The sequence below is a fragment of the Anoxybacillus eryuanensis genome (assembly GCF_051200995.1).
GTDB lineage: Bacteria > Bacillota > Bacilli > Bacillales > Anoxybacillaceae > Anoxybacillus > Anoxybacillus tengchongensis.
On sequence record NZ_JBPODS010000011.1, the window covers coordinates 84,626 to 97,477 of the forward strand.

Below are 12,852 nucleotides of genomic sequence, written 5' to 3' on the forward strand. Positions count from 1 at the left end.
CCACGCTGTTGTTACGGTTTCTCCTTTTCTCCACCTTTTTTATTCACTTTTCTGATTTTGATTTTATCTTTCTTTTATTAAGACCATATTATATTCATTTGAATATTTTGTTAATTATATGTTAAGAAAATCGGCTCCCAAACAGGAAGCCGATTTTCTTAATCATAAAAGTTCGTTCCGTCTGTCACTTCTTTTACGATACATGCGCGAATGACGAAGTCGCCAAAACGTTCGCCAGCGAAGCGTTCTTTCGCATAGCGAGAAAGAAGCATACGAAGTTCAGATAAAATTTCTTTTTCCCCGATATTTTCCCGATACAATTTTCCGAGGCGACTGCCGTCAAATGCTGCTCCGAGATACATATTATATTTACCAACGGATTTGCCGATAAATGCAATTTCCCCAAGCACATGGCGTGCACATCCGTTCGGACAGCCCGTCATACGAATGGTGATTTCTTCATCGCGAAGCCCGTTTTCCTCAACAATTTCCTCAATTTTATCCATGAGTGTCGGCAAGTATCTCTCAGCTTCTGCCATCGCTAATCCACACGTTGGCAAAGCCACACAAGCAAGCGAATTGCGGCGAAGAGCACTGTAATGTTTCCCATCTGTTAATTTATATTGCTTAATAAGCGCATCAATTTCTTCTTTTTTCTCGCTTGACACGTTCGCAATGACTAAGTTTTGATTGGCTGTTAAGCGAAAGTCACCTGTATGCACTTTCGCAATTTCCCGCAAGCCTGTCATTAACGGATAATCATCCGTATCTTTCACCCGACCACCTTCGACAAATAACGTAAAATGCCACGTCCCGTTTACCCCTTCAACCCAGCCGTAGCGATCGCCATTATGTTCAAAATGATACGGACGCGCTTCTTCTAGCTCCCAACCAAGCCGACGCTCTAATTCTGCTTTGACAGCTTCAAGCCCTAGTCGGTCGATCGTATATTTAAAGCGGGCGTGTTTACGTACGGAGCGATTGCCATAATCGCGCTGAATCGTGACGACTTTTTCTGCCACATCAATGACTTGTTCTGGCTTACAAAAACCGATGACTTTCGCTAGCTGCGGATATGTCGTACGGTCGCCGTGCGTCATTCCCATCCCCCCACCGATCGCTACATTAAAACCAACGAGCTTTCCTCGTTCGACAATCGCAATAAACCCGAGGTCTTGCGAAAATACATCGACATCGTTTGACGGTGGGACGGCAATGCCGATTTTAAATTTCCGCGGCAAGTATAATGCTCCATAAATCGGCTCTTGCTCTACCTCTGGTGTACCGGCTACTTTTTCTTCATCCAACCAAATTTCATAATACGCCCTTGTTTGCGGCAATAAATGATCGCTTAACCTTTTCGCCCATTCATACACTTCCGCATGCACTTCTGACTGATACGGATTCGGATTGCACATAACGTTTCGGTTGACGTCGCCACATGCGGCTAACGTCGTAAATAGGGCATCGTTAATGGCTTGAAGCGTTTTTTTCATATTCCATTTCAATACGCCATGAAACTGAAACGCTTGCCGTGTCGTAAGCTTCAATGTCCCGTTCGCATATGTCCGCGCCAACTCGTCCATCGCAAGCCATTGTTCTGGTGTCGCTACACCGCCTGGAGTGCGAACACGAATCATAAATTGATAGGCAGGCTCTAATTTTTGTTTTTGCCGCTCTGCTCTTACATCACGATCATCTTGCAAATAGCTGCCATGAAATTTCATTAACCGATTATCATCTTCTGGAATGCCGGCGGTAATGCGATCTTCCATCGTTTCTTTCAATGTGCCGCGCAAATAGTTACTTTCCTTTTTAATCCGCTCGACGTCGCTTGGCGATCCATCTGGCGCGGTTAATAAAAATTTTTCCACAATGATCCCCCCTAATATACGTCGCGTTGGTACCGTTTTTGTTTTTGCATCTCAGCTATATACGCTTCTGCTTGTTCGCTACTCATTTGTCCTTCTTTTTCGATAATATGAATAAGCGTCTGATGAACGTCGCGCGCCATACGCTGCTTATCACCGCAAACGTAAACAGCTGCTCCTTCTTCTAACCATCGGAACAACTCTTTCCTTTGTTCGAGCATCCGGTGTTGGACGTACACTTTTTCTTTTGTATCGCGCGAAAATGCGACGTCCATTTTCGTTAACACACCGTTTTTCAACCACGTTTGCCATTCCGTTTGATAAAGGAAATCGGTCACGAAATGTTGATCACCAAAAAATAGCCACGATTTCCCTTTCGCCCCCATCGCCTCCCGCTCTTGCAAAAAGCTGCGGAACGGCGCAACTCCCGTACCTGGTCCAATCATAATAATTGGCGTATTTGCATCTTTCGGCAGTTTAAAATTCGGATTGTGATGAACGAACACAGGAAGTTTGTCGCCGATTTGCAGGCGCTCCGCACAAAACGTCGAGCAAACGCCTTTTCGCAACCGTCCGTGCGCTTCGTAACGAACCGCACCAACGGTAATATGCACTTCCTCTGGATACGCTAATAAGCTGCTTGCGATCGAATAAAAGCGTGGCTGCAGCTTCCGCAAAGAAGACACAAACTGCTCTGGCGTCATCTCCCACGGGCCAAACTCGCGAAGGACATCGAGCACATCGCGCCCTTTCATATATTCTTTTCGCTTCACTTCTTGTTCAGCAGAAAGAAGCGCATGAAACGTTTGATTACGCGAAAATGAAGCAAATGCTTGCAATAGTTGCTCGGTTAACACCGTAATTTCTAAATGGGAGAGCAACGCTTCGCGTAACGGTTCCTCTTTTCCTTCAACAGAAACCGGTGTGTCTCGATTCCATTTCATTTCTTGAATAATGAGATCGACAAGTTCTGGGTCGTTTTTCGGAAAAACACCGAGCGCATCGCCTGGTTCAAATGCAAGCCCTGAGCCTTCGAGCGATAATTCGATATGGCGCGTTTCTTTATTTGAGCCGCGTCCATTTAAGTTGATGTTTTCTAATACTTCTGCTTGAAACGGATGCTTTCGTGAATAAAGTGCAGTTGGCTTTACTTGTGCAGAGGGCGATGCTACGGAAACCGCTCCTTGCTTATCTAGCTCGTTTAGCACCCCTTCAAGCCATTTCGCTGCCGCTTCTTCGTAATCGACGTCACAATCGACGCGCTCGTACAACCGCTCTCCGCCTAGCTCTTCTAACCGTTTATCAAAATCTTTTCCCGTCTTGCAAAAATGCTCATACGACGTATCGCCGAGCGCCAATACCGAAAAACGAAGATGATTGAGCTTCGGTGCGCGCTTGCTGTGAAGAAATTCGTAAAACGATAACGCATTGTCCGGCGGTTCCCCTTCTCCGTAAGTGCTAACGACAATAAGCAATGTATTGATTTTTTTCAAATCGTTCGGCTTCCAATCAAGCATCGAGGAAACAGTGACGTGAAACCCGCGATGTTTAAGTGTTTCTCCTGCTTTCTCCGCCAATTTTTGTGCGTTTCCTGTTTGTGACCCGTAAAGGACAGTCACTTCTTTCGATACAGGGGCTTCTTGTTGTACCGCTACACCGACCGACTCGGTGGCAGCTAAATAGCCGCTCAGCCAAAGCTTTTGCGCTGGCGTTAATGTCGGCCAAAGCCGGTTGAGCAGTTCAACTTGCTGTTCGCTAAATGGACTGTTTGTCACTTGAAATGGCAACTTTGTTCACCTCTTTTTCCACTATTCCTATAAATCAAGTATGTTTTATTTGACTTTACCGCAAAAAATAAAATTAGTAAAATAAATATAAATTATCAGAACTATTTATTTTCTTAATAATTAAGGGGCGATCGTCGTGTACGAAGAATTAAAAACATTTATTACTCTAGTCGAGGTGAAAAATTTCACAAAAACAGCAGACATTCTTCATTTATCCCAACCGAGTGTAAGCTTGCACATTAAAAACTTAGAAAAAGAATTCCAAACGAAACTATTTATTCGCTCCCCGAAAAAATTACAAATGACACCAACGGGAGAATTGCTTTACGATCGGGCGAAAAAGATGATTGCCTTGTACGAGCAAACAAAACAAGACATTTTACAACATCACGATTGTGTGAAAGGGACATTAAAAATTGGAGCTAGTTTTACAATTGGAGAATACGTGCTCCCATCTTTTTTATTTGTCTTACAAAACGATTACCCAGACTTGCATCTCGAAGTCATCATCGGCAACACGAAAGAAATTGTGGAGCTCGTCCGCACGTATCAAACGGATATCGGTTTAATTGAGGGACAAACGAATGAAAAAGAGCTTACGGTATACCCGTTTATGCAAGATGAGCTAGTTATCGTTGCTTCGAATGACCATCCGCTCGTTCGCCAACAAGCCGTATCGATAAACGATCTACAAAATCAACTATGGATTACACGTGAATTAGGATCCGGCACACGTGAATATTTTCATCATTTCATTCGCTCAAACGGGCTAAAAGTGAAATCGCTCATGATCATTAGCAGTAATCAAGGAATTAAAGAAACATTAATGCGTGGAAACGGATTAGCCTTTCTTTCACGCCATGTAATTGAGCGCGAATTAAAACAAGGTCATTTATCGATTGTCTGTTTAAATCATCCGCCTTTTTACCGAACGTTTTCTTATCTTTATGCACCAACGATGAAAAACAACAAACTTGTACACTTACTGATTGATTTACTCCAAAAAAAACGGATGTGACAAACAAGTTGCTTTGTCACATCCCCACCACTTAATGTTCCTCTAACTGTGAAACAGGAACGCGCTGTTGTTTTTCGGGGGTGTCCAAAAAGCGAATCGTCGCCATTTCTGTTTTCGTATCAACATGTTCGATATAGACAGATTTTCCGTGATACGTCACATGTTTCATATCCGACGACTCGGCAATTTGTTGTGCGCGTATGATGTTCATCCCGCTCTCCTCCTTTCAAACAATGATTATCGTCTACGTTTTGCATCAAAATATGCAAAAAAAGAGCGCCAAAAGGCACCCATTATATTAATTCAAGCAACTTCTTTTTATTTTGTTGTACTTTTTCTTCTAACATTTTCACTTTTTCTTTTAACGCTTGTATGTTGGCGTCATTCGCAGCCAATTTCTTTTCTAACGCACGAATTTCATTTTTCACCGCTTTTAACTGGTTAGAAGTAGAAATAAGTTTTCCAATCCATTTGTCTAGTTCTTCTTGCTTTTCCGCTTCATCTTCTTCATCCACTTGTACAACGGTGGATTGTTCAGTTGTCGTCACAGCAGTGCTATTTTGCTCATTAACTACTTCTGTTGTTTGTTCATTTTCGTCTGTTTTTTCATTTGGAATTAGTTGTTCGTTTGGCATGCTAAGCGCTGCAAGTGCCGCTGTTACCTCATCCAAACGCAATTCAATCTTACCGAGTTTTTTATTTAATTCTACTAATTTGTTTTTCAACATTTGTTGTTCTTTCTTCTGTTTGGCTAGTTCTTGTTTTTTCTTTTCTTCTTTTTTCTTTTGCGCTAACAGTTGTTTTTTATTCGCTTCTTCTTTTTTCACAATAACATGACTCTTCTCTACATGTTTTCCGTCATGCTTTGCTGCGAAAGTAGGAGAAGCAACAAGCATCCCTGCTAATAAAATCGGTAAGCCTTTTTTCAACATTACCCTTTCCTCCATTTCATATGTATGTTGTTCTGGTAATGGCAGCTGGCTGGCATAGGTTCTCCCCTTAGCCCCTATAGCTTTGCGACGCTAAGTTTCCTTAGCTGTGCCTTTACTTTTATTATACTTCGCTTATTTTCATGCACATGAATCGAAAGTCCTTATTTTCTTATAAACATATGTGAAAATAAAGGAGCAAAAGAGCAAATAAAGAAATAGTTATTGGTAGATAAAAAGGAGGGGTATGGGATGATAGAAAGATGGTTGAAACAGTCTTCGTATACAGTCGTATTTACTGGTGCAGGAATGTCGACAGAAAGCGGCCTGCCTGATTTTCGTTCGGCAAAAACGGGGCTTTGGCGTACGAAAAATCCTCAGCAATTAGCGAGCACGTATGCGCTAAAACATAACCGCGAGGAATTTGTCGCGTTCTACCAATATCGCATTCGCACGCTTCTTGAATGCCAGCCGCATATTGGGCATACGATTTTGGCCAATTGGCAAAGAAAAGGGATTATTCATCAAATCGTCACGCAAAATGTCGATGGATTTCACCAACAAGCAGGCAGTACAAATGTCGTCGAATTGCACGGGACGTTGCGAACCGTCTATTGCTTGCGCTGTAAGCAAACGTACGATGCGAAACGATATGTAGATGAACAGTTTGAGTGCACATGCGGCGGCTTTTTGCGCCCTTCCGTCGTTTTATTTGGCGAATCGTTGCCGCATGATGCAATTGAACAAGCATGGACAGCAGCCGAACGAGCGGACTTATGGATTGTGCTCGGCTCTTCTTTACAAGTATCGCCAGCTAACGAGCTTCCTGTCATCGCCAAACGAAGCGGAGCAAAACTCGTTATCGTGAATATGGAACCGACACCATTCGATGATTGGGCAGATTTAATTATACACGGTCGTAAAATTGGGGAAGTGTTGAAGGAAATTGACGAATTTCTTTGATTGTGTCCCAAAATATGTTCTTTTGGGACACAATCATCGCTTATTCTTTATTTTCCAAAAACCATTCGTATATTACATTTGCTTCACGTTCGTCAACATCAACGACCTTTCCGCGTATACCCGGCATGACTGTCGCACGTACGGTACATAATCCGAGCCGTTGTTGCATACGAGTTTGTGAGATCGTTAACGACTGAATACGATGTTTTAACATATATACTGTTTTTATCGTCAGCCATCCACTTCTCAATGCTAGCTGCTCACTCTTAATCGTTACTCCCGCTCGTCTATAACTTCGATAGCCGACATGTACTGCGGGCAAAAGGAGAAGGAGCGTTTCAAATCGCTGAAAAAATACGATTATGATGATCGGAATTAGCATAACCTTATAGAGCGATCTCAACATATAGCGCCAACGGGCACGTGTACATAGCGATCGGAACGAATTGTGCAAACGATATTCAGGAAAACACGTCGCAACAAGAGAAGTGACTTCGTTTTTACGAACAAGCGGAAACAGCACGAGACTGCCATGTTTTCCATCATCAAGTGCTCCTCCGGCATGAATAAGATGAACAGAAACATAACCGAACAAGTAACAAATCGGACTTTCCTTCACTGCAATGGCTTGAACTCGCTCAATCGATGTAGAAATGCTCTTTTTTTGCAGCAATCCTGTTGTTATCGTTATCGTTTTGTTTTGTTTGACAACCGTAAAGTTCATATAGCGAAAAAGATGACCGATCACAGACAACACATAAGCGATCATAAGAACGACAAGTAAAAAGACAAGGGTAGAAGCTGTATCGTCAACGCGAAAAAATATGTTTAGCCGTTCAAACGGAATGAAATTATCAAAATCAGAAAGAAATGCACCAATCGCTGCAATGACTCCAAAAACACCACCACTTGTGATGGATAAAAACAATACGTCACGAAAGCGAAGTGTAAATACGATATCCGTCTTATATTCTATTTCTATAAACATGTTTTCTCGTTTTTGGTGATGCACCGCTCGCTCTATTTGCTTTGCTTCTTCTATGGAAACCGCTGAAAGTATTACTTCTGGCTCATCAATTTGCCTGCCAGCCGTTTCAATATGTACTTGTACAACACCTACAAGCCGCTGCAACAACCCTGACGAATGTGAGATACCTTGAATACGATCAAATGGAATATACCGTTTCTTTTTTACAACTATCCCTTGTTCAATATACATGTTGTGCTCTTCTAAACGATATGTAAATCGCCGCCACGACATATACCCAGCGAGCATAGCATAAAAAAGAAATAAAAACAAAGGCAGCCAATCAGCGAAAGGATCACCTGTTTTCTCTTTTATCGCAATAAGTAAGGCAAGGGCAAGAAAAGGTCCTTGTTTCAATCGCTTCATCGTGTAAATGACAATCGCAATCGGATGCAACCGCTTCTTTTCATGCATCATTTTCATCTTCCTTCACTAAAGAAGAAATGTAGTAGCGCAACTTCTCCGCTTCTTGCTCATCAAGAAATGGAATTTCGTGCGCAGTTGCTGCTGTATAAATGTAAAGTGAAGCAAGTTTTTGCCTTCGTGCTAACGGACCTTGCTTTGCATCGACATGTTGAACGCGACGAAGCGGAATAAGCGTACGCTTTCGAATCCATACTCCGTGCTCGAGTTCAATTTCTCGATCGCGAATCATATATCGCCAACGCTCCCATTTCCAGAGCGGAACGAAAAAAACAAATAAAACAACGTCTACAATCCATAAAAAAACTAACAACCAAACAACCCATGTTGGAACAAAAAAATGAATAACCACGTACAAAAATAAAAAAATAATTAAACGAATGGCTTCATATATCCGCCATACAGACACAGCCCGTTCAGAAAGTTTGTTTTTCATCTTTCACATCCTCTCTTTTAACGCCTCCATGACTGCCACTTCCAAAATCCGAACCCCATCAAGCATGCACGAGCGATCAAACGTCATGTGTGGATGATGCAATCCTGGTTTTAAGTTCGCCCCAAGTCCTAGCATCGCCGCTTTTACGTGCGGTCGTTGAATCGTGTAAAAATGAAAATCCTCACTTCCTGACGTTTGTAAAGGTGGCATACATCCCTCCTTACCTAAAACTGCAATAATTCCTTTTCGAATACATTGTTCTGCTTCACCTGATACTTCTGCAGCTGGAACAAAATCTACCCATTTATACGAAATACGTACTCCCATCGTTTCAGCATGTTGAATAATTTGTTCCACTTTTTGTTTAATTTGTTGCAACAACACGTTTGTTTCTGCTCGTATGTCTAGAGCGAAATGGGCGCTACCTGGAATAATATTTAAATTTTCTCCCCCTGCTACACACTTCGTCATTTTTACAGAATACGATTGTTGTGGAGAAAAATAAATGTTTTTCAATTGAAAATTAATAAGCGAAATGACATCAATCGCATTTACTCCTTGATGCGGACGTGCCCCATGACAATCATCTCCATGAATGTGTCCAACAAAAAACTGAGCCGCACCGTGCCGAATCGATGGAGAAGCTTGTTTTAACGACAATTCTTCATTTGGACGGAGATGAACACCAAATAAATAATCGACATCGTCAAGTACACCTTTCTCAATCATTTTTAATGCCCCATTTCCTTTTTCTTCCGCTGGCTGAAAAAGAAAGCGAATCGTCCCTTGTCTCCACGTTAACGTTTTGAACCGTAAAATTAACCCCATCACAATCGTCATATGTGCATCGTGCCCGCACGAGTGATTCGCACGAAATTCCCCATCTACTTCTTGCCATAAAGCATCCATATCGGCTCGCACCATTACAACAGGTTTTCCATTACCCATTTCTGCAACAATGCCTGGACAGTCATCAAATAAGCGATAGCGAACACCTTCATTTTCTAAAAATTGTTTAATATACTGTGTCGTTTTAAACTCATTCCAACTCGTTTCAGGATGTGTATGTAAATGATGAAAAAACTCAAATAGACGCTGTTCTAACTCAATATTATCCATCTTGTTCCCCCCGTCCTTCATAATATTTTTCTAAAAAAATGCATTGACGTCCTTCTGTCAAATCTTTATTATTCATAATAGATTATATTTTAAGATAATTCAGAGATACAGAAAAGGGGTTTGGGAGGATGAAAAAACAAATATCATTTTCTATCGCAATGATTCCTGTTCTCGTCACGATTACTGTCATGGCACTAACCATCGTTGTCCTTGAACAAAGTCCACATATTCCACTCATCGTTGGAACGACTGTGGCTGCACTGATCGCTTGGCGACTAGGCTTTACATGGCGTGAAATCGAAGAAGCTATGTACAAAGGCATCCGCTTGGCGTTACCAGCCGTTGTGATCATTATGCTTGTCGGGTTAACAATCGGGGCATGGATCGGCGGCGGTATTGTTGCGACGATGATTTACTACGGTTTAAAGCTGTTAACGCCGTCTTTATTTTTAGTATCTATCACAATAATTTGCGCCGTTGTTTCGCTAGCGATTGGAAGCTCATGGTCGACAATGGGAACAATCGGTGTTGCTGGCATGGGAATTGGTATGAGCATGGGCATTCCTGCACCGATGGTTGCTGGTGCAATTATTTCAGGTTCTTATTTTGGAGATAAAATGTCACCGCTTTCTGATACAACAAACTTAGCTTCTGGATTAACAAATACGGATTTATTCGTACATATTCGTCATATGCTTTATACAACCATTCCTGGCTTGCTTATCGCACTAGGCGTATACGCATTTTTAGGAAGAAATTTCGGAAATAAACAAGTGAAAGCGGAAGAAATTGAACAAACATTAACTGTATTGCAACAACATTTCGTCATTTCACCGTTTTTATTGCTTATTCCGCTTCTTGTTATCGTGCTCGTAGCTAGAAAAGTTCCAGCCATTCCCGCATTAATCGTCGGTATTGTGCTCGGCTTTTTAGCTCAAATCTTTATTCAAGGCGGATCTGTTGCTAGTGCGGTGCAAGCGTTACAAAGCGGCTTTAGCATCGAAACAGGAAACAAGGTAGTCGACGACTTGTTTAATCGCGGTGGTTTAGAATCGATGATGTATACGGTTTCGATGACGATTGTCGCCATGACGTTTGGTGGCGTACTCGAACATACTGGGATGCTAGAAGCGATTGTGAAACAAATTTTAAAGCTCGCAAAAACAGCAAAAGGCGTCGTCACTTCAACGATTTTCTCATGTGTGGCAACAAATGCGACTTGTTCGGAACAATACATTTCGATCGTCATCCCATCACGTATGTACGCAAACGCTTACAAAGAAAAAGGGCTACATTCAAAAAATTTATCGCGTGCGCTTGAAGATGGTGGTACGTTAACGTCTGTCTTCTTCCCGTGGAATACGTGTGGCGTATTTATTCTCGGTACGCTCGGCGTGCATGCGTTTGATTATGCACCGTATGCTGTATTAAATTTTATCGTTCCAATGATTTCAATTTTGTACGCACTAACGGGCTTTTCCATCGAGAAGTTGCCACCTTCTGAAGTATCGGCACGAAAAAATGCCGACATGAATGCATAAGGCTGTCTATTCATCAGGCAGCCTTTTTCAAGAAGGGAGAGAAATGTATGCGTATTACCGCCGTCCATATACATGCTATTCGCTTACCGTTGCGTGTTCCATTTGTTGTTAGTTATCACTCGTATAAGGATATGCCGTCTATTATTGTAAAAATCGAAACAGATGAAGGGGTCGTTGGCTATGGGGAAGGCGTCGCAGATGAACATGTGACAGGAGAAACGTGGGAAAGCACATTCGCCATCTTAAAACATACGTTAGCTCCTCGTTTGATCGGGATAAACCCTTTACATATCGAAGCTTTGCACGAGCGAATGAATGAAGTGATATATAGTGCCCCGACCGCAAAAGCGGCAATTGATATCGCTTGTTTTGATTTAATTGGAAAAAAACTCAAGCAACCTGTATATCAACTGCTTGGCGGACGATTTCATGATGCCTTTCCTGTTACGCACGTATTAAGCATCGGCGATCCGAACGAAATGGCTGAAGAAGCGCTATCGGTCGTGAAAGGCGGCTATCGCTCATTAAAAATTAAAGTCGGCACACATGTAGAAGAAGACGTTGCACGCATTCAAGCGATTCGAAAACAGGTAGGAGATAATATTGCGATTCGCGTCGACGTCAACCAAGGTTGGAAAAATATTGCGACAACAATAAAAGCTTTGCGTTCTCTCGAGTCCCTTGGCATCGATTGGCTTGAACAACCAGTCGCCGCAGATGACATCGATGCGATGGCATACATTCGCACGAAAACAACTATTCCGCTAATGATTGATGAAGGGTTAAGAAACATGCGGGATATGCGTGAAATTATTCAAAAACGGGCAGCAGATAAAGTAAATATTAAGCTAATGAAATGCGGAGGCATTTATCCTGCGATGAAGCTCGCTCATCAAGCGGAATTAGCCGGCATCGAATGTCAAATCGGTTCAATGGTTGAATCGTCGATCGGTTCAGCCGCTGGTTTTCACGTCGCCTTCGCGAAAAAAATCGTTACGAGCGTGGAATTAACAGGACCGTTAAAGTTCACAAAAGATGTCGGCAATTTGCATTACGACCTCCCGTACATTCGATTAACGAACAAACCAGGCTTAGGCATCGATGTAGACGAACGAACACTTCATGAACTAACCGCTTTTTCCGACGTCATTCGTTAAGGGGGAAAGAAACTTTGCAAAGTATGTTAAAGCAAAACAACGAGCCGTTTGTCATTTCGCGGTTACAAATGGAACATCTTGCGGAAATTTTGTCGCTACAACAACTCGTTGTCGATCAACTAGACCAAAAAGACATTCTGCAACCATTAACGGAAGAAGAATATGCATATATTTTACAAGGAAATGGACTTATGCTTGGTGCGTTTGCAAACGATCAACTCATCGCGTTTCGGGCCCTACTCTTCCCTCCCATTGATGAAGAACACTTAGGGTTTGACATCGGTCTTTCGAAAGAAGAATTAGAAGACGTTATTTATCAAGAAATATCCATCGTTCATCCAAAGGCACGAGGAAATAGGTTACAACAAACATTAGCTAATCTCATTATGGCCGAACTCGAACGAACAAATAAAGCGTACAAATACATCTGTTGTACAGTTGCTCCATTCAATATTCCTAGTTTAAAAGATAAGTTTGCACAAGGAATTGTTAAATTACAAAAAAGTTGGGTACTGTGAAACGATAAAGCCCACATTCTTACGTTCGATTTTACATTTCGTAAAAAATAAAGTCGGGTACCG

The 12,852-nt window shown here is 42.0% G+C and carries 11 protein-coding genes, 1 pseudogene and 1 riboswitch; of the genes and pseudogenes, 5 read left to right on the plus strand and 7 right to left on the minus strand.

The window, feature by feature from the left end; all coding sequences use genetic code 11:
• Positions 1-158 precede the first annotated feature (158 nt).
• Together cysI and HNQ84_RS11040 are read right to left on the minus strand one after the other, a co-directional pair.
• Entirely contained in the window at positions 159-1,877 is a 1,719-nt protein-coding gene (gene cysI / locus HNQ84_RS11035) for an assimilatory sulfite reductase (NADPH) hemoprotein subunit (RefSeq protein WP_435622154.1), read from the minus strand.
• An 8-nt stretch (positions 1,878-1,885) separates the two neighbouring features.
• On the minus strand, positions 1,886-3,658 hold the full coding sequence (locus HNQ84_RS11040; RefSeq protein WP_435622142.1) for an assimilatory sulfite reductase (NADPH) flavoprotein subunit: 1,773 nt from the start codon (positions 3,656-3,658) through the stop codon (positions 1,886-1,888).
• 136 nt (positions 3,659-3,794) lie between these two features.
• Here HNQ84_RS11040 and HNQ84_RS11045 point away from each other — a divergent pair, with 136 nt between their 5' ends.
• Positions 3,795-4,676 carry a LysR family transcriptional regulator gene (locus HNQ84_RS11045; protein ID WP_435622143.1) on the plus strand — a complete coding sequence of 294 codons (882 nt, stop codon included), beginning with the start codon at positions 3,795-3,797 and terminating at the stop codon, positions 4,674-4,676.
• 31 nt (positions 4,677-4,707) lie between these two features.
• Here HNQ84_RS11045 and HNQ84_RS11050 read toward each other — a convergent pair whose 3' ends face one another.
• Both HNQ84_RS11050 and HNQ84_RS11055 read right to left on the minus strand, forming a co-directional pair.
• The gene (locus tag HNQ84_RS11050) at positions 4,708-4,887 is read right to left on the minus strand and encodes an H-type small acid-soluble spore protein (protein WP_435622144.1); all 180 of its coding nucleotides are present in this window, start codon (positions 4,885-4,887) and stop codon (positions 4,708-4,710) included.
• 82 nt (positions 4,888-4,969) lie between these two features.
• Positions 4,970-5,608, minus strand: a complete 639-nt coding sequence (locus HNQ84_RS11055; protein WP_435622145.1) for a hypothetical protein — start codon at positions 5,606-5,608, stop codon at positions 4,970-4,972.
• 37 nt (positions 5,609-5,645) lie between these two features.
• Positions 5,646-5,729: riboswitch (cyclic di-GMP riboswitch) on the minus strand.
• Positions 5,730-5,857: 128 nt separating this feature from the next.
• Between HNQ84_RS11055 and HNQ84_RS11060 the strand changes: the two genes are divergently transcribed.
• Positions 5,858-6,568 carry an NAD-dependent deacylase gene (locus HNQ84_RS11060; protein WP_435622146.1) on the plus strand — a complete coding sequence of 237 codons (711 nt, stop codon included), beginning with the start codon at positions 5,858-5,860 and terminating at the stop codon, positions 6,566-6,568.
• A 40-nt stretch (positions 6,569-6,608) separates the two neighbouring features.
• On the opposite strand, the gene HNQ84_RS11065 is transcribed toward HNQ84_RS11060, so the two are convergent.
• From HNQ84_RS11065 to HNQ84_RS11075, 3 genes are read right to left on the minus strand one after another with little or no spacing between them, the layout of a single operon-like run.
• Complete coding sequence (locus HNQ84_RS11065; protein ID WP_435622147.1) at positions 6,609-8,012, minus strand: PH domain-containing protein; 1,404 nt, start codon at positions 8,010-8,012, stop codon at positions 6,609-6,611.
• The gene (locus tag HNQ84_RS11070) at positions 8,002-8,454 is read right to left on the minus strand and encodes a PH domain-containing protein (protein ID WP_435622148.1); all 453 of its coding nucleotides are present in this window, start codon (positions 8,452-8,454) and stop codon (positions 8,002-8,004) included. Before HNQ84_RS11070 ends, HNQ84_RS11065 begins: the two co-directional genes overlap by 11 nt.
• A 3-nt stretch (positions 8,455-8,457) precedes the next feature.
• Positions 8,458-9,573, minus strand: coding sequence for a M20 peptidase aminoacylase family protein (locus tag HNQ84_RS11075; protein ID WP_435622149.1), 1,116 nt, complete (start codon positions 9,571-9,573; stop codon positions 8,458-8,460).
• Positions 9,574-9,701: 128 nt separating this feature from the next.
• On the opposite strand from HNQ84_RS11075, the gene nhaC reads away from it, so the two are divergent.
• The 3 genes and pseudogenes from nhaC to HNQ84_RS11090 form a co-directional block, all read left to right on the plus strand.
• Entirely contained in the window at positions 9,702-11,114 is a 1,413-nt protein-coding gene (nhaC, locus tag HNQ84_RS11080; RefSeq protein ID WP_435622150.1) for a Na+/H+ antiporter NhaC, read from the plus strand.
• Between the two features lie 47 nt (positions 11,115-11,161).
• Positions 11,162-12,271 (plus strand): mandelate racemase/muconate lactonizing enzyme family protein, encoded by a 1,110-nt coding sequence (locus tag HNQ84_RS11085; RefSeq protein ID WP_435622151.1) that lies wholly within the window; start codon positions 11,162-11,164, stop codon positions 12,269-12,271.
• Positions 12,272-12,294: 23 nt separating this feature from the next.
• Positions 12,295-12,759 (plus strand): annotated as a pseudogene (locus tag HNQ84_RS11090) (GNAT family N-acetyltransferase); the annotation flags it as partial.
• Positions 12,760-12,852 lie beyond the last annotated feature (93 nt).